At 50.7% G+C, this 19,731-nt stretch carries 15 protein-coding genes and 2 tRNA genes; 7 read left to right on the forward strand and 10 right to left on the reverse strand.

The features are described 5' to 3' along the window. Window positions 1-233: 233 nt before the first annotated feature. Both Q1A54_RS01375 and Q1A54_RS01380 read left to right on the forward strand, forming a co-directional pair. Window positions 234-2,471: a M20/M25/M40 family metallo-hydrolase gene (locus tag Q1A54_RS01375; protein WP_299984522.1), complete on the forward strand. Its 2,238-nt coding sequence runs from the start codon at window positions 234-236 to the stop codon at window positions 2,469-2,471. A gap of 106 nt (window positions 2,472-2,577) precedes the next feature. Then, window positions 2,578-3,132, forward strand: coding sequence for a DUF4142 domain-containing protein (locus Q1A54_RS01380; protein ID WP_299984524.1), 555 nt, complete (start codon window positions 2,578-2,580; stop codon window positions 3,130-3,132). 15 nt (window positions 3,133-3,147) lie between these two features. On the opposite strand, the gene Q1A54_RS01385 is transcribed toward Q1A54_RS01380, so the two are convergent. The 5 genes from Q1A54_RS01385 to Q1A54_RS01405 all read right to left on the reverse strand — a co-directional run bounded on the left by Q1A54_RS01385 (window position 3,148) and on the right by Q1A54_RS01405 (window position 8,790). After that, a complete protein-coding gene (locus Q1A54_RS01385; protein ID WP_196118790.1) occupies window positions 3,148-3,816 on the reverse strand; it encodes a hypothetical protein in 669 nt (222 codons plus the stop codon). A 90-nt stretch (window positions 3,817-3,906) separates the two neighbouring features. Next, the gene (locus tag Q1A54_RS01390) at window positions 3,907-4,092 is read right to left on the reverse strand and encodes a hypothetical protein (RefSeq protein ID WP_007657379.1); all 186 of its coding nucleotides are present in this window, start codon (window positions 4,090-4,092) and stop codon (window positions 3,907-3,909) included. A gap of 178 nt (window positions 4,093-4,270) precedes the next feature. Next, window positions 4,271-5,278 carry a membrane dipeptidase gene (locus Q1A54_RS01395; protein ID WP_299984527.1) on the reverse strand — a complete coding sequence of 336 codons (1,008 nt, stop codon included), beginning with the start codon at window positions 5,276-5,278 and terminating at the stop codon, window positions 4,271-4,273. A gap of 144 nt (window positions 5,279-5,422) precedes the next feature. Next, window positions 5,423-7,885, reverse strand: a complete 2,463-nt coding sequence (locus Q1A54_RS01400; protein ID WP_299984529.1) for an outer membrane beta-barrel family protein — start codon at window positions 7,883-7,885, stop codon at window positions 5,423-5,425. Between the two features lie 371 nt (window positions 7,886-8,256). Continuing rightward, window positions 8,257-8,790, reverse strand: a complete 534-nt coding sequence (locus Q1A54_RS01405; protein WP_299984531.1) for an RNA methyltransferase — start codon at window positions 8,788-8,790, stop codon at window positions 8,257-8,259. Window positions 8,791-9,334: 544 nt separating this feature from the next. Between Q1A54_RS01405 and mutS the strand changes: the two genes are divergently transcribed. From mutS to Q1A54_RS01430, 5 genes are all read left to right on the forward strand, one after another. Next, window positions 9,335-11,965 (forward strand): DNA mismatch repair protein MutS, encoded by a 2,631-nt coding sequence (gene mutS, locus Q1A54_RS01410; protein ID WP_299984533.1) that lies wholly within the window; start codon window positions 9,335-9,337, stop codon window positions 11,963-11,965. A gap of 166 nt (window positions 11,966-12,131) precedes the next feature. After that, a tRNA-Gly gene (locus tag Q1A54_RS01415) sits at window positions 12,132-12,204 on the forward strand. Between the two features lie 83 nt (window positions 12,205-12,287). Next, window positions 12,288-12,371, forward strand: a tRNA-Leu gene (locus Q1A54_RS01420). Between the two features lie 399 nt (window positions 12,372-12,770). Then, entirely contained in the window at window positions 12,771-13,181 is a 411-nt protein-coding gene (locus tag Q1A54_RS01425; RefSeq protein WP_196120213.1) for a hypothetical protein, read from the forward strand. Between the two features lie 201 nt (window positions 13,182-13,382). Continuing rightward, window positions 13,383-14,501 (forward strand): hypothetical protein, encoded by a 1,119-nt coding sequence (locus tag Q1A54_RS01430; protein WP_299984537.1) that lies wholly within the window; start codon window positions 13,383-13,385, stop codon window positions 14,499-14,501. A 104-nt stretch (window positions 14,502-14,605) separates the two neighbouring features. Here Q1A54_RS01430 and Q1A54_RS01435 read toward each other — a convergent pair whose 3' ends face one another. From Q1A54_RS01435 to mreC, 5 genes are all read right to left on the reverse strand, one after another. Beyond that, a complete protein-coding gene (locus tag Q1A54_RS01435; protein ID WP_299984539.1) occupies window positions 14,606-14,887 on the reverse strand; it encodes a DUF4242 domain-containing protein in 282 nt (93 codons plus the stop codon). A gap of 299 nt (window positions 14,888-15,186) precedes the next feature. Beyond that, a complete protein-coding gene (rodA, locus tag Q1A54_RS01440; protein WP_196120209.1) occupies window positions 15,187-16,512 on the reverse strand; it encodes a rod shape-determining protein RodA in 1,326 nt (441 codons plus the stop codon). 3 nt (window positions 16,513-16,515) lie between these two features. Beyond that, window positions 16,516-18,345: a penicillin-binding protein 2 gene (gene mrdA, locus Q1A54_RS01445; RefSeq protein ID WP_299984541.1), complete on the reverse strand. Its 1,830-nt coding sequence runs from the start codon at window positions 18,343-18,345 to the stop codon at window positions 16,516-16,518. Next, window positions 18,342-18,866 (reverse strand): hypothetical protein, encoded by a 525-nt coding sequence (locus Q1A54_RS01450; RefSeq protein WP_196120205.1) that lies wholly within the window; start codon window positions 18,864-18,866, stop codon window positions 18,342-18,344. Before Q1A54_RS01450 ends, mrdA begins: the two co-directional genes overlap by 4 nt. Beyond that, a complete protein-coding gene (mreC, locus tag Q1A54_RS01455) occupies window positions 18,859-19,722 on the reverse strand; it encodes a rod shape-determining protein MreC (RefSeq protein ID WP_299984544.1) in 864 nt (287 codons plus the stop codon). Before mreC ends, Q1A54_RS01450 begins: the two co-directional genes overlap by 8 nt. Window positions 19,723-19,731: the final 9 nt, after the last annotated feature.

The raw sequence follows: 19,731 nt of genomic DNA on the forward strand, positions 1-19,731 counted from the left end.
TGCAGCATCTTTAGTTCGTGCGAGGCATCTGGAAGATTGAGTTTTTGTACTTGCTGGTGTGCGGTGCCCAAGCAATTGGAGGCGCTGGCAGGTATAAATACAATGTATATAGGAATTTGCTATATTAACCGTATAGAACCACCCTATACCTGGCTATGTCTAAAAGACCTTATCTCGTTTCTTTGTTCCTACTGGTAGCCCTTGTAGGGTTGAGTGTATACAGTATTAGTCTGATGAGCCCACCTGAAGCTTTGTCGGCTGATGCTCCAGCTACTGACTTTTCGGCGGAACGTGCTATGGCACACGTTCGGAAAGTGGCCAGCCAGCCGCACGCCATGGGTACGCCGGGACATGCGGAAGCGCGACGGTACTTGCTGAAACAAATGGAGATGCTGGGACTTCAGCCTGAAGTGCAGGAACAGGTGATCGTGAATCCGGTGGGCGATGCCAGCAATGTGGGCTATGTGTACAACCTGCTAGGCAGAATAAAAGGAACGCAACCAGGCGGGGAAGCTGTGCTGGTGATGGCGCACTATGACTCGCAGCCCAACACCCCCGGTGCCGGCGACGATGGCGCAGGTATAGCAGCCATGCTCGAGACCGCCCGTGCCCTGCAGATGGGTGAACCGCTGCAACACGACGTTATTTTTCTGATGACTGACGGCGAAGAGTATGGCCTGTACGGGGCCAAGGCTTTTTTGAAGCATCCCTGGGCGAAGGAAGTAAGTGTGGTCGTGAACGTAGAGGCACGTGGCAATGCAGGCCCGAGCATGACCTTTGAGATAAGCCCCGAAAACGGCTGGATCGTGGAGCAGTTTGCTGAGTCGGCACCATACCCTTTTGCCAGCTCCATGATGTATGAGGTATACCGCAATCTGCCCAACAACACTGACTTCACCGTATTCAGAGATGCCGGGTATACGGGGGTAAACTCCGCTTTCATCGACGGCTTTGTGCACTACCACAAAATGACCGACTCACCCGAAAACCTGGACCGAAACAGTCTGCAGCACCACGGCAGCAATATGCTGGCGCTGGTGCGGCACCTGGGCAATGTGTCGCTCGATAACACCAAGGCGCAGGACAAGATTTTCTTTAACCCGGCAGGCAGTTGGCTGGTGCAGTATCCGGCCGTATGGAACCTGCTGTGGGCGGCACTCACGACAATGCTGCTGCTGGCATGCATCGTGGTGGGTATTCGCAGAAAAGCTTTTTCGGCGGTGCAGTTGATCGGAGGCCTTGTCGGTTTCCTGCTGGTGGTCGGCATCGTGGCGGGACTGACATTCCCCATCACCGGCTTTGTAAAAGGCATGCTGCCTTACAGCCATGATATGAATGGGGTATACGGCGCCGGAAGTTTCTTTATGGGCTACCTGCTGCTGGCGCTTGGGTTGATGCTGCTGCTGAGCTGCCTGCTGTTGCGCTGGGCGTCGGTGTTTGCTTTGGCCACGGGCGTCTGCCTGCTCTGGTTTGCCCTGATGGTGGCAGCCCTGCTGCTGGTACCGGCTGCGGCTTATCTGTTCATGTTTCCGCTGCTTTTCTGCTTGTTGGCTATGCTGGTGCTTTTCCTGAAAGACCTGCACCAACAGCCCGTCGGCTGGTCTTATGCACTGGTGCTGCTGGCAGGTATAGTGCCCGCTGTTTTTATGCTGATGCCGCTGGTGCGCTTCCTGTTTGTGGTATTTGCCTTACAGATGCCTGTCGCTACGGTAGCCACGTTGCTCTTGCTTGCCGGCCTGGCTATGCCTTTGCTGGTCACCATCGAGCGCAGCTTCGGCTGGCGTACGCTGCCGCTCTTGCCTGCCTTTTTGCTTTTTGCAGGAGGTATACAACTGTTCCGGGCCATTGAAGCCGAGAAGCCAAGCCCTGAGCAACCGCTGCACAGCCATGTGAGCTACTACCTCAACACCGACGATAGTGTAGCCGTCTGGGCCTCGGCTTACCAGCGCACCGATGACTGGAACCGGCAGTTTTTCCCTAGCCCAACCACAGGAGCTTTGACCGAAATATACCCGATGGCTGCAAGGCAGTATTTGAAAAACGAGGCAGAGCCTATACCTGTGCAGGTGCCGGTAGCGAGTCTGGTGAACGAAGGGATAGCCCCTGGCGAACGTGTGCTGACCATCCGGCTACAGTCTCCGCGTGGGGCGGCTCATCTGGACCTGGTGCTGCAGCCCTCCGAACAAGACGCTATGCTGGGAGCTGCGATCAATGGGGAAGCGCTTGCCCTCGGGCCCATGGAAACAGAACAGGGATCGGTATACTTTGCCAAGGTGCACGGACTGCCCGACACTAAAGAGGTTGAGCTGGAAGTGCGTCTGAAGCAAAGCAGCAGCCTGCAGCTATACCTGTATGATGTGAGTATTGGTCTGCCCCAGCAACTGGTGCGGCAGCCGATGCCCGCGCATGTGATACCGGAGCAGGGCCGCGAAAGCAACCTGACACTGGTCCGGAAGTCGTACCGGTTTTAAACCTGATAAGGGATTGCTGTACTTTTAAGTGTTTTTGAGCAGATGGCATAACTTGTGATGCCGGGCATACGGTATAGCTATTCAACTACCTGACGGCCCCTTACTTATGCTCAACGATAAACTGCTCACCCTTGCCTGCGGGCTTTTATTTTTGCTGATGATTGCCTGTGGCGACAGCCCCAGTACTGACCAGGCCAAAACTACCACGCCTCCGGTTGTAAAAGAGATGAGCCGCAGCGCCGCCTTTATAGACTATGCCGCCAGCACCACGATGTTGCAGTCTGAGCTGGCCCTCCTAGCCACCGAACGTGCCCAATCCGAAGAGGTCAAGGCCCTGAGCGCAGAAATGCTGGCCTTTTATGGTGATGCGATGAAGCAATTGCAGCAAGTTGCCAAAGCAGAAGGTTTGCACACGAGTTTGCCCGATTCGCTGGGTTCAGCTGACAGGGCTACATTAGAAGAATTTGGGAAGTTGACCGGTGCTGAGTTTGACGAACACTATCAGGCGTATGTGTATGCTTCGCAGCGATCGCAGCTGGACCACTACAGAGAAATGTTGTTAAAAGCAGAAGAAGAGGAGATCCGGAACTGGGTCAATGAAATGCAGCTACAATTGCGGGCGCGCCTGCAACTGGCCGCACAGTATGACAGTGTCAGATAGGTATAGCAGACAGGCTTAGCTCCAGAGATCGGCAGCTTTTCGGGCCATCCGGAAGAACAGGTCTTTTTCCAGGCCTGCCACCTGCCTGGCTTCACACTCAGAATAACCGTTTTCGGAGGCATTCAGGTAATCGTAGTAGAGCTGTGCCAACTCCAGTGAGTCGTCCTCAAACTGCTCCGTCATATTTTCGCGCTGCAGCTTTTCTGGCTCGAAGATCTTGGAAGGATATAGCTTGTCCAACTGGTAGATCAAATACTTCTGCGAGGTATTGTCAGAGCGCTTGCTTCCGCCACCCAGCAGTTGCTCCAGTGGCAGGTCGTCGTCGTCGTCATACTCGTCTTCGAATTCATCGTCCACAGCCAGTGGTTCGTACACTACCAGGTCAAAGCCGGTTAGCTCCAAGTAGTCGTCAAACTGCTCTTTTATGGGTACCAGGGTAGGGGAGTCATGTTCGCTGTTGAGCACGTTGGCCATATGCAGGGCAATCTCCTTGCCTTTCTCGCCGGCGCCGATCAGGATCTGGTTGAATTGTGTGAAATCGCAACCCAGGTAAATAAATTTGTACTCATCATCGAGCACAGTAAAACACCACAAGGTGATGAACTCTGTATCGTCTATTACGACTGTATCAATATAGAGCTCATTGATCTGGATGTAGTAAGGTGTGTACTGCGGAGAGTCCATGGCTGATTCGGCTTTTGGTGTACAGTATTTGCGTATACGCAGTTTGTTTGCACATGGCAAAGTTTCTATATAGAAAATAAGCGAATGGCCCTAATCTTCGTGTCGGTAAATATAGTACAATACCCCACCAAGCGCCGTAATGCCTGCCCGGATAGCCCAACCAATGCCCTCGCCCCACTGGTTTACCCAGTCCAAAGCCAGCAGATTGGCGCCTGTGAAACCAATAACGAGCGAAACCAGCCCGGCAAGAAGGAGAAAAAGTCCAATGAATTTCATAACAGCATTTTATAAGGTGACAGACCTGAAATACAGAAGTATGTTATAACAAAGAATGACTTGTTTTAAACAGTCTCTATATAGTCCACTTTAAATATAATAAATATTATTTTCAGCACAAGTTTTTTGCTGAAAAAGCGTTATTGGGTGCTGTCATTCTATTGGACAAAAGCACGAATCAGGACCAGATTCGGTTGATGAAATTCTGTGCGTTTTTATAGGCAAGCTTGGCCAACTGTTCTTCGGAAAGGTGGTTTTGCAGCCGCTCCAGCAAAAAGCTGTAACTGGTACCTGCCTGTTCGTGCTCCGGAAAATAAAAAGGGACACGCGTTGGATCCGGAAAATCAGCGGTATAGAAATAGTCGGCACCGAAACTGATAACATCTTCGGCACCCTTCCCAAAACCATACAGGATGTGCTCTATTAGTGCGTCAGGCTTCCCGTCGTTCACAAAAGCACGCAGGAAGTTCATGCCGATCAGCCCCCTGCGATGAATAATCTCCTGTGCCAACTCGTCGGGCAGGTTGCGATTGTGTACCCATACCGGTCTAAAGTTGGAGTGACTGGCGATAACAGGTATAGCAAGCCGCTCCCGGTCGATGTGCTCTAGGATGTCGAAAGCCAGGGCGTCGCTGGTGTGGGAAAGGTCTACGGCTATGCGGCGTCCATGCAGGTAGTCGAGCAGCATTTTGCCATCGCGGGAAATACCCCTGTCCGTCATGTTGCCGCCCCCAAAGCGGTTGCCCATGTGATGCGTAAAGCTAATGTAAAGCAGGCGGCCTACGGTGTCGATGATCTTCTCTAGTTTCTTAAAACCATCTTCCAGTGGTTCATCTTCTTCACAAAAACCGGAGGCATTCTCAATGGCTGCCACCATGCCGATGTTGCCTTGGCCGGACAGCACCTGGTGCAGAGTGCCTGGGTCTGAAACAGCAGTCAGGCAGCTTTTATCGTCTTCTGCCAGCTTTCTGAATATCTCGGCTTGCAAGTGGGCATAATGGGTACTGCCCGGAGCGGTGGAGCAGTAGATGGCCATGGTTTGTAAGCGGACATTGCCTTGCGTAAGGGCGGGTAGGGCACAACCGATCTCAGCTACGTTGTCAATGGCCGAACCGGGCACATCCGACAGGTATACCAGCAGGTCGCAGTGTAAGTCAATGATAGGCAGTCGGGCAGGAGCAGTCATTATGTTTGGTTTGGTTTCGGCTTAAGGTACGGAGAAGTCATGAAAGAAGGTATACCTGCCTGCATTGCCTGGGTACGAGTAAGGAAGTGTGCATAAAAAAAGCCGGAGATTACTCCCCGGCCAACGTTTGCCTATCCATCGCTGTTAATAATCAAATCCGTCGTCACCGCCTCCTTGCTCATCGCGCTGCCGACGGCGTTCGCGGTTGCTGTCTTCGCTGTTGAGGCGATAGGTAAAGCCGATAAAGGCAATGCGCGTCTGGCGCTTGTTGTTGTGCGTCTGCTCAAAGCCTGGCCCGAAGCTCTCAAAGTTAAACTCGCGGGTGTCGAATATGTCAGAAATGCGCAGTGTGATGGTACCTTTCTTGTTGAGCACGTCTTTTTTCAGGCCCAGGTCTACCGCATACATTTCCTGCATCTGGCCCTGTATATCAGCCATTGGAGCACGGTAGTTCGCCGATACCTGTATGGCCAGGTCTTTCCAGACGGTCATGTTGGAGTTAAGTTTGGAGTTCCAGGTCCACTGGTCATTGCTGAGCTCGGTATCTCCGCCCGCATCATTCAGTTCTACCCTGAAGCCCGATACGCTGGCATTGATCTTCCACCACTTAAATGGATTATACGTTCCGACCAGTTCCACACCATAGGATGAACCGCTGGCAAGATTAAGGAAGGTAGTGGACGTTACGCCAGAAGCCGGATCAAAAGTGCGGAAACGCTGGATCTGGTCGTTTGTGCGACGATAAAACACAGTGGTGTTAAAGGAGGTGTTGTCCCAGTACTTGATATAGCCAAGTTCATAAGAGTTAATGAATTCAGGCAACAGCTCCGGGTTGCCAGAACGGATGTTGAGTGTGTCGGAGTAGTCGATGAAGGGGTTAAGCGACCAGGCCCGTGGTCTGTTAATGCGACGGCTGTAGCTGAACTGTACCGTGTTGTCACGGCTGAATTCTTTTGTAACAAACAGACTTGGGAACAAGCTAAAATACTGGTTGTCGAACACCCTGTTCTGTGTACGCTGGTCTGATTTGGTGAAGGTCTGCTCTGCCCGCAAACCCGCCTGGAAGCTAATGTCTTTGATCTTATTGCTGTAGTTGCTGTAAAGGGCATGTACCTGCTCATCGTACACAAAGCGATTGGTCACATTGTCGTTCACCAGCCACTGGTTGGTTTCAGGGTCGTAATTAAAGAACTTGTTGTCGTTGTCGAGCAGCTGGAAACTACTACGGTAACCAGCCTCAAAGCGACTGTTTTCGTTGATCGGGTGCACATAATCAGACTGCGTTACGATGCGGCGGGTATTATCATCAGAAGAGACCCGCTGTTGGTTCATACGGTCGACAGGCTGTCCGTTTTCGAGTGTTAACCGCTGCATGATATTATCCACCTCGTCACTGAATCGCTCCGTGTAAATCACGTCGGCAGTCCACTCGCGGCCTTTCTGATCGAAGGTGCGCCGGTAGCCAAGGTTATAATCCATCACACCGTCATCCTCAGTGCCGCGTGTCTCGCGCAGGTTCAGACGCGTCAGGTTCATCTCACCATCCAGGTTGCGGTTCAAGATGCTGTTAAAGCCCCGCTCGTCGCCGGTGCGGTATAGGGCAGATGCCGAGATGGTGTTTTTGGGATTGATGCTATAGTCGGCCCCAAATCGGAAGCTGTGCGAAATATCGGTTCGGCGGTTAGTGCCCAGGTCTTCACGGAAAGTGCCCTCCTCCAGGTTAGTCAGGAAAGAACGGCGCACACCGGGACGATAGCTTCTGCGGAAATCGTAGCCGCCGTTGAAATTCCACTTGTAATGGCGGTAGTTCAGGTTGAGGGAGCTGTTGTAGTTTTCGTAAGTACCCACATTCACGGTAGCAGTGCCATTGAAACCGGGCTTCATATTCTTCTTCAGGATTAGGTTGATCACACCAGATGTGCCTTCCGGGTCATACTTGGATGATGGATTGGTGATCAGCTCCACGCTCTCGATCATACTGGCCGGAATCTGGTCAAGGGTCAGGTTGGACAGAGCCGTACGTTTGCCGTCTACCAGTATGGTCACGTTGGAGCTTCCCCGCAGACTCACATTGCCGTCTAGGTCCACATCCACAGAGGGCACGTTTTGCATGGCATCGGCCACGCTACCGCCTTGCGCCGCTATGTTCTGCTCCATGTTCACAACTTTTTTGTCAAGCTGAAATTCCACCATGGGCCTTTCGGTCACGATCTGCACCTCTTTGAGCTGCGTAGCGCCACCTTTTACAGGTATAGCGCCCAGTCTGATGTTGCTGTCAGTATCAGTTATCCTGATGTTCGGGATAAAGCGGGTCGGGTAGCCTACAGAGGAAATGCGGAGGATGAACTGCCCCTGCGGTACACGGTCGAGCTCGAACTTGCCTTCTATATCGGAAGTGGCGCCGGTTACCAGGCTGGAGTCGCGAGCAGTCAGGAGTACAATGTTGGCGAAGCCCAGCGGAGCTTTAGAGTCGGCATCCTGTACAGTGCCGGATACTTTGCCGCGGGTGCTGGTATTTTGAGTGGGTTGGTCCTGCGCCTGCAGGTCAGGTGGAGCGCTAAGGTATAGAAATGTTAAAAAGAGTAATGGTAAAACGTAGGTTCTCATAATTTTAGATACGGATATGTCAAGAAAGCGCTGAGTTGCTTCAGGGTGGGAAGCGATAGGGTAGTGTAGGAAATTGTGCCGGGGCTGGCCATTCCTTTCCATCTGAGAAGATCACAGTTCGCCCCGGCTTCAACTATTAGCCACAGGTAGGACAGGCGGGAAAGGCAAAGGTTTAATCAGTGAGGCAGATTTCCGGGAGGAAGGAGCAGGATTAGTGCAATTTTTTGGAAGTTTGTTCTTTAATAGACTGGCAGTTAGGTGTTTGTGGGTCTGAAGAATTTTTTAAAATTGTTGTTAAAACTTTATTTGGTTAGGCAAAATAGTAAAACCCTTGCCCTCTGTAGTTTGAGAGGGCAGGGATCGTATATTGGCTACTTTGGCATCACCTTACTCAGGAAATCCCATACCACCACACCTGTGGCGACTGAGATGTTGAGTGAGTGCTTAGTACCAAACTGCGGTATTTCGAGCACAAAGTCAGAATGGTTGATGACTTCCTGTTCCACGCCAAATACTTCGTTACCAAGCACCAGAGCATAATGTTGATGTGGTTCAGGTATAAACTCGTTCAGTTTCATGCTGTTCTCCGCTTGCTCCACAGAGCCAACCTTATACCCCTGGGCTTTTAGTTGCTTCACCAGCTCCAATGTATCCGGCACATGCTCCCACTCCACGGATTCAGTAGCGCCGAGGGCCGTTTTCTCGATGTCGCGGTGGGGCGGCGTGCCGGTAATACCACAGAGGTATACCTTCTCGACCATAAAAGAGTCAGCGGTACGGAAAACAGAGCCCACATTATTGAGGCTGCGCACATTGTCGAGCACCAAGACTAACGGTATTTTTTTCTTATTTTTGAATTCTTCAACCGAGTCGCGGTTGAGGTCGTCCATGGAAAGTTTGCGCATTTTTTAAGGACTCAAGATATCAGACACAGGACGCAGGAATTCTGCGCAGGTATAGCATTTGCCATGCTTCGGTGCAAAGGTCCGGCGGTTAGGGGAGAAATCAAATAGGGATCAGGATTTACCCACCCCTGCCCCCCCCCTCAATAGGGGATTCCTTGACACTGCTTAGCATTGTAATAACTGTTACACATCGCTGGCGGGTATGGCAAGACTAACTCGCACGCTGGCTATGAAACGAGCAGCAGTGCCATGTGCGTTTTTCGGCGCTCCACTGTTTGAGCGTTCAGCGAGTTTGGAGCGTCTTGATTTTTTTTGCTTACTTTTTTCATCAAGGAAAAAAGTAGGGCCCGCCTGGCTAAGGCAAAAGCCAGCTATGCAATAGCACAGTAGCTATACCTGCTAAATTGCAAACGATGCAGCGACAACTGTTGCTATACCATACACTGGGCCAGAGGCCCCACCATAGTAGACACGAGCGAGGACGCTCGCGCCATTACATAATAAGATTAACCGGGAAGATGCTTCCCATCAAAGATATACAGGTATGAAAGGAGGAGACAACGGCACAGTAACCCCACTGATGAAACAATACAACGCCATTAAGGCGAAGCATCCGGGCGCGCTGCTGCTATTCAGGGTAGGGGACTTTTACGAAACCTTCGGCGAGGACGCTGTGAGGGCAAGCAAGATATTGGATATCGTGCTCACCAAACGCGGTGCCGGCTCAAGCTCTGAGACGGCGCTGGCCGGCTTCCCGCACCACTCCCTCGACACCTACCTGCCCAAACTGGTGCGTGCCGGCGAACGCGTTGCCATTTGCGACCAATTGGAGGACCCGAAATCGGTAAAAGGTATTGTGAAGCGCGGTGTGACCGAGCTGGTAACACCCGGCGTTTCCTTCAATGACCAGGTGCTCGAAAAGCGCAGCAACAATTACTTAGCGGCTGTGCATTTTGGTAAGACCGAGGCTGGTGTTTCTTTTCTGGATATCTCGACCGGCGAATTTATCACGGCGCAGGGCGACAAGAACTATGTGGGGAAATTGCTGCAGAGTCTGGCCCCGGCGGAGGTGCTTTTCTGCAAGCGCGAAAAGGAAACCTTCTTTCAGAGCTACGGCCCCGACTTTAGATATTATGCCCTCGAGGAGTGGGTGTTCAGCTACGATTTTGCTTACGAGTCCTTGACGCGACATTTTAGTACGACTTCACTCAAAGGCTTCGGTATAGAAGGTATGCAGGAGGCGATTACGTCGGCAGGTGCTATCCTGCATTACCTATCCGAAACACATCACAACGAAATCAGCCACATCGCTACTATTTCCCGCCTAGAGGAAGACAAGTATGTATGGCTTGACCGCTTCACGGTGCGCAACCTCGAGCTGGTTTACCCGCAGAATCAGGACGGCGTTCCATTGATCCAGATCCTCGACCAGACCACGACGCCGATGGGTGCCCGCTTGCTCAAAAAATGGGTGGTGCTGCCGCTGAAGGACGTAGTTCAGATCAAGCGCCGCCTCGACACGGTAGAGGCCTTGACCCAGCACAATGAGTTGCTCGACGAGCTATACCTGCACCTGAAGCAAATCAACGACCTCGAGCGACTCATCTCCAAGGTAGCCGTGCGCCGCGTGAACCCACGGGAGCTCATGCAATTGGCGAAAGCTTTGGACGCGATTCAGCCGATCAAGAAAATGCTGGCTGCCAGCGGTATACCTGCGCTTGTAAAACTAGCAGATCAACTGGCACCGTGCGATGGCCTGCGTGAAGAGATTAAGAATGTGCTCAAGCCCGATGCGCCGATGCTCACCAATCAGGGGAACATGATCAACGATGGCGTGAACGAGGAACTGGACGAACTGCGCAAAATAGCCTTCTCAGGGAAAGACTATCTGGCTCAGCTGCAACAGAGAGAGGTGAAGAACACAGGCATCAGCTCGCTCAAAATCGCCTATAACAAGGTATTTGGCTACTATCTGGAGGTGACGCACGCGCACAAAGACAAGGTGCCGGCCAGCTGGATCCGCAAGCAGACGCTGGTGAACGCCGAGCGCTACATCACCGAGGAACTCAAAACCTACGAAGAGAAAATTCTCAACGCAGAGGAGCGTATCTATACCATCGAGTTTGGCTTGTTCAACGAGCTAGTGCTGCAGGCCATGGACTATGTTGGGCAGATTCAACAAAACGCCAAAGTGATTGCCGTGATCGACTGCTTGAGCGCCTTTGCAGGTATAGCTGTTGCCGGAAACTATGTAAAGCCCGAAGTAAGCGACAGTCATGTGCTCGACATCAAAAAAGGACGCCACCCGGTAATAGAAAAGCAATTACCGCTAGGGGAGGAGTACGTGCCAAATGACATCTACCTCGATAACGAAGAGCAGCAGGTTATTATCATCACGGGTCCGAACATGGCAGGTAAGAGTGCCCTGTTACGCCAGACGGCCCTGATTGTGCTGATGGCCCAGATTGGCTGTTTTGTGCCGGCCGAGGCAGCCAGTATCGGCATCATCGACAAGATCTTTACCCGTGTGGGCGCTTCGGATAACCTCTCGAAGGGTGAATCGACCTTTATGGTGGAGATGACCGAGACGGCAAGCATTCTGAATAACCTCTCGGACCGCAGCTTGGTGCTGATGGACGAGATTGGGCGCGGCACAAGCACCTACGATGGCATTTCGATTGCTTGGGCCATTGTAGAGCACCTGCACAACCACCCGAAGTTCCGGGCCAAGACACTTTTTGCGACACACTACCACGAACTAAACCAATTGGCCGAGGACTTCACGCGCGTGAAGAACTTCAATGTGTCGGTGAAAGAGGCGGGAGGTAAGATCCTCTTCATGCGCAAACTGGTGGAAGGAGGCAGCGAGCACAGCTTTGGTATACATGTGGCCCAGATGGCCGGTATGCCGAACAGCGTGGTACTGCGTGCCGACGAGATCATGCACCACCTTGAGAAAGAAAAAGTATCAGAGCACGCGCCGAAGCAGCGGATGAAGTCAGCTCCTAAAAACAACTACCAACTCAGCATGTTTGAGCTGCAGGACCCGCAACTGCAGCGTGTGAAAGAGCTGATGGAGCAGCTCGATATTAACACGATCACGCCTGTAGAGGCTCTTTTGAAACTCAATGAGCTCAAATTGTTGTTAAAAGATAAAGGCGAAGTGGTACGCTAACAGGTATAGCCGGGCAGTGGCTAAAGATTTTTAGAAAATTTTCTCGCTGAAAATCAGCACAAAAAGGAAAAGTGATAGAAAATTTTATTGCTGCCTCTTGACTTCTGAAATTTTGTCTATATCTTTGTATCACTAAATCGCTAAGGGGTTTAGGGAATGACTAAAAGCGGGAGTAGCTCAGTTGGTAGAGCGCGACCTTGCCAAGGTCGAGGTCGCGAGTTCGAACCTCGTCTCCCGCTCAAAAGGCAAATTGATAAAGACGTTGTGATAAGCAACGTCTTTGTTTTTTAAAGTCACCCCTCCGAATAACGTTTCGGAAGGCGCCGGGATGGTGGAACTGGTAGACACGCAAGACTTAAAATCTTGTGAGCGCAAGCTCGTGCGGGTTCGATTCCCGCTCCTGGTACAAACAAATCTTGTTAGCTGTAGCTATCACAACAAAGCCCATTCAAATAGTATTTGAGTGGGCTTTGTCGTTTCAGGGTTTCACTAGCATCCCCCTCCCCGGATACGTTGTAGTCTCTTACATTTACTAGCACAACTTTGCATAAATGGGTAAAGCCTGTTAAGTAGTTATGCAGCGTGGAGTACGCAGGTAGAAAAGCTCTATCAGAAGTTTAAAACAATATGTAGTTTAGCTTGTTCCGAGCAATAGAAGAATAGCTTTTCAGTATAAATAGCACTATGATTTAAAGTAATAGAGCACACAGTTTAACTCTATTGCTTACCTTCGTAGATATAAGTCAATTTTAAGTAATTATTGTCCTGTACAGTGCACAAAGAGGTTAAAAATATATTTGGACGAGTGTTCTACAGGATAGAATACAATGAGTTGACCAATGTGGTAACAGCTACATGGTATGGCACTGCGACACAGCAGGACCTGAAAAATGCCGTTGTAGCGGGTTTAGGGCTACATGAGAGCACACATTGCGCTTATAGGCTAAACGACAACACAGATTTTTCGAGTCCATGGGCCGACTCTGTCGCTTGGATAACAAAAGAATGGTTGCCACGTGCCTATGCAGCAGGTATACGCTACTTAGCCCATGTGGCGCGTCCAGGTTCTTTTGGTGAACTAGCAGGCGAAACGATCCTTCAAGGTAAGATTGGCTCTCAAATAGAAGTTGCCCTTTTTACAGATAAAGCTAAAGCACTAGGTTGGTTGCTCGATAAGCAGCAGGAGCAAAAGTCTATTCTAAAGGTCCGTTCGTAACGAAGAGGAATAAATCAGCCTAAACTTTTAATGTTGTTTGCGATGGAAGTTCGGTAACAGCAGCTAGCATAAGTATAAGAGTCCTTGTAACAATAGTTGCGAGGACTTTTTTTGTATAGAGAAGTCTTATTTTTGCATACCTAAAGAAACACTTCCGTACAGGTTAAATCAGAAATTTGTCAGCAGTTAATAATACAAGTTATGAGCGCAGCACCCAGCGACTTCTTTTACACAGTGCGTACAGCTCCAGAAATAAAATCGGAGTTGCTGCCGCGTGTTTTTGAAGTATGGTCAACGGCCATGCTGCAGCAAACGAAAACGGCTGACCTTCCGCTGTGCTATATTGATTTGCAGTCTGTGCTGGACAGTAACCAACCAATGCCCGCTGTGCTGCAACTGCTGCGGCAGGTATACAAAAGCACTGGCTCCCGAACTGATCTGAATAGAGGCACTAAGACTACCTTTTATGATGCTGAACTGCCTGCATTAGCCGAACTGAGGGAGAAGGTAGGGCAACTGCCTTTTTACCAGGACTTAGTGCATTCCCCTGCCATACTGCCTGAAGTGGATAGTGAAGTGCTGCCGGAGCAAATCCTGGAGGTAACCCAGCCTACTCTCGCCTTTCTGAATCCGATTGTGGAAGGTATGTCGCAGCAGGTGTTGTTGCGTGCTGCTGAAGCTGCCGGGCCAGATGTAATGATGCTGTTCGACCCAAAGTTACTGGATAGTGGCGTCAAAAAAGCCAAATCCGATAGTGTGTGGCACCAACTCTTAGGGGAGAAACTAGAGAAGATAAAGGCTTTCTACAAGCAGAACAGAAATGCTGACAGGAGGGAAGAGTACTTACTCAATAGCTTTGAAGAAATCTTCCGGAACAAGGGCGCTTTCACTCTGCGCTTCCGAATCAATCTGCCAGAAAAAAAGCAAACGAATTTTTACATGTTGCTGGTTGTAAAGTCGGTACAGGCTTACATAGGTATAAAAGAGCTGCTAACAAGGTATAGCGACTATCAGGAAGACGGCGTGCCACTATTTGGGGCTAACCTACAGCATCAACAGATGTCTCTGTTTCAGGAGCATTACAAGTACTCCATCGCTAACTTAGTGCAAGACCTTTCTCGACGGGCAACAGATTATAGTAACCGCACAGTGCAGCAGGTACACGAAATGCACAGCATCGGTACCCATTACATTCTCGAGAACTACAAGGAGGCTTATGAGCAGCTACTGAGGCAGGGGAAAGTGCGTTTTATAAATCCCAAGACCGGGCAGGTTATTAGCAAGCCGACTTATACTTCTAAGATCAGGTATAGCGCCTGAAGTATTATTGAGCAGATAAGACAAAGCTATACCTGCTACCAGCGCTCAGCCAGCCCATACCTGTACTTGCGGGTCACAGTAGCTCTAGTCAGGCCTGAAGTATACTAAGCTGGTTGTTCCGCGGTGACTGGATCTATCATGGCATGTACTCTTTTTACAGAGTTTGCCGGGAAGCCACCTTGCTTTGCGTGTTCCCGCACCATTTCTTCGTTTGGCGCATTGTAAATACAATAGATCTTGTCATCCGTCACATAACTGTGTACCCACTGTATTTTGGGGCCCATATTATCCAGGACACCGCAGGAGGTCTGTGAAATGGACTGTAACTGCTCCTGCGTTAGATTACCAGCGCCCGGAACTTCTCTTTCAATTACATACTTAGGCATTTTGTTCTGTTTTAAAGTTGGCTTTAACTTGTCTCTAGCTGCAGTAACTGGTATGCGAGGGGACTACTACATGTTAACGTTATATGCTTTTAGTAAGCTATTTCAGCCGACAGCAATTTAGTGAACAGCCTTTTTCCAAGGACCAAAGTATTAGGGGTAGAAGTGCTTCGGGAGTATGCCTTGTTTTTCGAAAGTGTACTGTCCTTCTGGTTAAATAGTTGGATAAAACAGGAAGCCCGTGCAGAAGGTTTGCTTCTGCACGGGCTTGTAAATTTTGATCTAAAAAAGAAAGCTATACCTTATCGCACCAACTCCCTGTTTCTGTTTGCGTCAATAGCCAGCAGGATAAAGAGCAGGATGGTAAACGACCACAAAGATGAACCTCCGTAGCTGAAGAACGGTAGCGGTATACCTACTACTGGCGCCAGACCGATGGTCATGCCCACGTTGATGACAAAGTGGAAGAAGATGACTGATACCACGCAATAGCCATAGGTGCGGCCAAAGACGGACTTCTGCCGCTCGGCAATGTACACGATTCGCATCATGAGCAGCAGAAAAAGCGCTATCAGGATGGTGCTTCCCACCCAGCCATGCTCTTCACCAATAGTGCAGAAGATAAAGTCAGTACTCTGCTCGGGTACGAAGTCAAATTTGGTCTGCGTACCCTCCAGAAAGCCCTTGCCCCAGAAACCGCCAGAGCCGATTGCGATCTTGGATTGTGTCACGTTCCAGCCATAGCCCAATGGGTCAGCCTCCGGGTTGATCAGCGCTTTGATACGGTTTTGCTGGTGTGGCTGCAGTACGTCATTTACGAAATAGTCTACGCTGAAAACCATACCTATCACCAGCACAAAAAGCGCGATCATAGTTTTGAAGCGGCGCATCAGACGATAATCCAGGAACATAGCCAGACCCATGAGCGCGGCAATGCCAATTAGCAAGTACAGCTTAGGCACAAGCAGCGTAAGGATAAAAATAGCTGCAGCTGAGCCGCCAATAATAAGAATCAGCGGCGACATGCCTTCGCGGAAGAAAGCTAATATAAAAGCGCCGAACACCAGGGCGGAGCCTGTTTCGTTTTGCAGGATGATGATAACCGCTGGCAGAAAAGTGATGGCCGCCAGTATCATCTGGTCTTTCATCTTCTGCTGACGCAAACTCACTTGACTCAGATATTTTGAAATGGCCAGGGCCGTTGCAAACTTAGCTAGCTCGGCAGGTTGCAGGCGAAAACCGCCTCCCAAATCTAGCCAGGAGCGTGAACCTGCTACAGGGTTGGCTACTGCCAGCGTAAAGAGCAGCAGGAGTATAATGCCGCCATAAATGGGAAAAGCCAGGTGCTCGTATACCTTATAATCGACTACGAGCAGCACAATCATCAGAATCACACCAGTGGCAATAAACGTTAGCTGCCTACCCGAATTGATGTCGAAGCTGAAGATGTTCACTACGTTGTCGGGGCTGTATACCACAGCATAGATATTCATCCAGCCTAGCGCAACCAGTACAAAGTAAATCAGCACGGTGAACCAGTCCAGGTTGCCAAACACGCTGGTTGTCTGGCGACGGCTGCTAGGCTGCACCACTCTCTCCTTAAGTAATCCCTGTCCTCCTGTTGGCATAGCTTACTTCGATTTAATGTTCAAGTACTCACGGCTCAACACCCACTTCTCCTGCTCCTTGATCGTTACAGTGTCCGTCAGGTACTTCTCGATCATCAGGCCCGCAATCGGCGCCGCCGACTGGCCTCCCCATTTACCGTGCTCCACATATACAGCAATCGCAATCTTGGGGTCTTCCATAGGGGCAAAGGCCACAAACACAGCGTGGTCAGGACCTTGCGGGTTCTGAGCTGTACCTGTCTTGCCGCACACCGTTATACCTACTTTAGAAAGGTTGGCGCGACGGGCCGTACCGGCACGCACTACTTCGGCCATACCTTCTATGATCGGGTCAAAGTGTTGAGGCTTTACGGAAGTATAGTGACGCTCGTAGTTCTCCGCCAAAGGCTTGCCGTCCTCGCCAATCGAGCGGATCAGGTGCGGGGTCACGTAGTAGCCCTTGTTAGCAACAATGGCCATAAAGTTAGCCATCTGCAGCGGCGTTACACCCAGTTCGCCTTGGCCGATGCTGAGCGAGTAAATGGTAGAGTACTTCCAGCGGTTCTTGCCATACACACGGTCATATAGATCGGTGGAGGCAATGATACCTGACTTTTCGCCCGGTATGTCAATGCCCAGTTTCTTGCCAAAGCCAAAGGTGAGCACGTGCTCGCGCCAGTCCTTCAGTCCAAGAGAAGTATCGGTAAAGGTATTTTTGGACTTGCCCTGGTTAATCAGCGCCTTGTAAGCCTGGAAAAACCACGGGTTGCAGGAGTGCTGCACGGCACCACGCAAATCGAGTGGCGATGGGTGCGGGTGGCAGTTCACAAGCGATTTATTGCAGGCGTATGTTGTGTTAGGGTTTATCACGCCGTCTTCCAGTGCAATAAGGGCCTGCGTAAGTTTAAAGATAGAGCCCGGCGGGTTACGATCAGCCATGATCGGTCGGTTGAACATGGTCTTGTCCGGATCCTGCAGCAATGTCATGTAATTCTTGCCGTAGTCTTTGCCGGTAAACAGGTTCGGGTCGTAGAATGGGGCCGAAATATAAGCTAATATTTCGCCGGTCTTCGGCTCAATGGCCACGATGCTGCCTTTCGCACCGTTCATCAGGTGCTCGCCGTAAGCCTGCAGGTCCAGGTCAATGGTGCTCACCATGTTCTGGCCAGCCACCGAGAGGGTATCGTAAGCACCGTCTTTGAATGATCCTTTGTCGATGCCGCGCACGTTCACCATTTTGTACTTGACGCCCCGTTTACCCATCAGGTACTTTTCGTAGGCCATTTCTATACCTGCTTTGCCGATGTAGTCGCCGGGGCGGTAGCCTGCGTAAGTGCTGTCTTCGAGCTGTTTGGGGCTGATTTCGGCAATATAGCCCAGTGCGTGTCCCAGGCTTTGGTGTGGATAGCCGCGGGCCGTACGGGCGTTGATGTAAAATCCGGGGAAGTCGATCAGGTTGTCCTGAATATGCGCAAAGTCTTCCGTGCTCAGCATTTGCTGGAAAATAGAAGGCTTCACCCAGGAGTAGACACGGGCTTTCTTGAAACGCTCACGGGCATCCTCCATCGTGATGTCGAGCATGCTAGCCAGGCGCAGTGTATCAATGTTGCGGGCCTCCTTGGGCACGATCATCAGGTCATACACGGGCGTGTTCTGCACCAGCAGGTCACCGTTACGATCGTAGATTAGTCCCCGGAAAGGATATTGGATAACCGTCTTGATGGCGTTTGTCTCGGCAGCCTGCTTGTAGCTGCTGTCCACCACCTGGATATAAAACAGGCGCAGCGCGTAGACGATGCCTACTGCCAGGAATATCGCTTGTATGACGTACTTTCTGTTTTCGAGATAATTCATCTATTCGCTCTCTTAAGGGAGAAGAACAGTAATTGTAGGATCACCATGACCACACCTGTAAACAACACGCTCAGTAAAATTTTAGGCACTGCGGCTGATAATCCCTCCAGGCTGAAAATTTCCAGCAGGAATACGGCCGTGTGATGCGCCAGAATCAGAGTAAGTGCATAAGCCAGAAACCAGCGCCAGCCCATCACATGTATGTTCACTGAATCATTGGTATCGTAACCATCCCGGGGCGTGAGAAGGTTCAATATCATGGGTCTTAAATAGGCCAGCAGCACGCTGGCCGCCGCGTGTATGCCCATGGTATCGTAAAAAATATCCACCGCAAAACCGGCTATAAAGCCCAGGAAGAGCAGCAGCACACGGTTCATGTTGATGGGCAGGAACAGCAGGAAAGCAATGTAAATAAAGCTGAAGCCGGTACCGAAGAGTACCAGGCTGTCCATCAGCAGTATTTGCAAAGCCACAAACACGACAAACTGCACGATATGTCTTATACCTAAGCTGCTATTCATGGGTTAGTATACCTGCTTCGTGTTCTAATGAATCCTGTTCCGGCCAGCGTGGGTTTTCGACCACATACACATAGGATAGCTGTGCAAAGTCAACGGCCAGCTTTAGCCGGATAGTATAAAAGCTCTTGTCAAGCTCGCGTTCCACCTCACTGATCGTGCCCACCATGATGCCTTCCGGGAAAACGGTGTTATAGCCACTAGTCACCACGGTATCTCCTATTTCCGGCTTGATGTGCAGCGGGATATAGTCGAGCAGGGCAGTACGGTAATCGCCCCCCGTCCATTTAATCGTGCCGAAGGTGTTATTCTTCTTAATCTTGGCCGAAATCAGCATTTGCGAGTGCAGCAGCGACGTAACTGTCGCATAGTGCCGCGAAACCGTTTTCACACGACCCACGGCGCCGTTCGGGGAAATAACGCCCATACCCGGCTTCACTCCATCCAGACTGCCTGCAGCGAGTGTCAGGTAGTTGTTGGTGCGGCGCACCGAGTTGTTGATCACCCGTCCGGCATGCAAAATAAAGGGCTCCGACTTGGAAGAGTCGGAAACGGCGTAGTAAGTTGTGTCGAGCTGGTCGGTGCTATCTGCATCGGCCTCCTGCCTGTAGTACATCAGCTGCTGGCGCAGGACGGCATTCTCCTGGGCTAGCGTGCTGTTAACAGACGCCAGCCTGAAGTAATCGGTTACACCGCTCTGAAACTCCAGCACACGCCCTACATAGGTGTTGGCGGAGTTGAACATGGCAGCTCCCTGGTACGTGTTGTAGCGCACGATCAGGAAAATACAGAGTGCCTCCAGCAGCACGAATATAAGGAACGCACGGAACCGGTAAATAAATGCTAATAGATTCCGCATGCGCTACTC

The organism is uncultured Pontibacter sp., from assembly GCF_947502515.1.
GTDB lineage: Bacteria > Bacteroidota > Bacteroidia > Cytophagales > Hymenobacteraceae > Pontibacter.

Coding starts and splice junctions, on each gene's coding strand:
- Q1A54_RS01380 (WP_299984524.1), top strand. CDS start 2,578: ATGCTCAACGATAAACTGCTCACCCTTGCCTGCGGGCTTTTATTTTTG.
- Q1A54_RS01395 (WP_299984527.1), bottom strand. CDS start 5,278: ATGACTGCTCCTGCCCGACTGCCTATCATTGACTTACACTGCGACCTG.
- Q1A54_RS01450 (WP_196120205.1), bottom strand. CDS start 18,866: ATGAATAGCAGCTTAGGTATAAGACATATCGTGCAGTTTGTCGTGTTT.
- Q1A54_RS01435 (WP_299984539.1), bottom strand. CDS start 14,887: ATGCCTAAGTATGTAATTGAAAGAGAAGTTCCGGGCGCTGGTAATCTA.
- mutS (WP_299984533.1), top strand. CDS start 9,335: ATGAAAGGAGGAGACAACGGCACAGTAACCCCACTGATGAAACAATAC.
- Q1A54_RS01385 (WP_196118790.1), bottom strand. CDS start 3,816: ATGGACTCTCCGCAGTACACACCTTACTACATCCAGATCAATGAGCTC.
- Q1A54_RS01405 (WP_299984531.1), bottom strand. CDS start 8,790: ATGCGCAAACTTTCCATGGACGACCTCAACCGCGACTCGGTTGAAGAA.
- Q1A54_RS01400 (WP_299984529.1), bottom strand. CDS start 7,885: ATGAGAACCTACGTTTTACCATTACTCTTTTTAACATTTCTATACCTT.
- Q1A54_RS01390 (WP_007657379.1), bottom strand. CDS start 4,092: ATGAAATTCATTGGACTTTTTCTCCTTCTTGCCGGGCTGGTTTCGCTC.
- rodA (WP_196120209.1), bottom strand. CDS start 16,512: ATGCCAACAGGAGGACAGGGATTACTTAAGGAGAGAGTGGTGCAGCCT.
- Q1A54_RS01430 (WP_299984537.1), top strand. CDS start 13,383: ATGAGCGCAGCACCCAGCGACTTCTTTTACACAGTGCGTACAGCTCCA.
- mreC (WP_299984544.1), bottom strand. CDS start 19,722: ATGCGGAATCTATTAGCATTTATTTACCGGTTCCGTGCGTTCCTTATA.
- Q1A54_RS01375 (WP_299984522.1), top strand. CDS start 234: ATGAGCCCACCTGAAGCTTTGTCGGCTGATGCTCCAGCTACTGACTTT.
- mrdA (WP_299984541.1), bottom strand. CDS start 18,345: ATGAATTATCTCGAAAACAGAAAGTACGTCATACAAGCGATATTCCTG.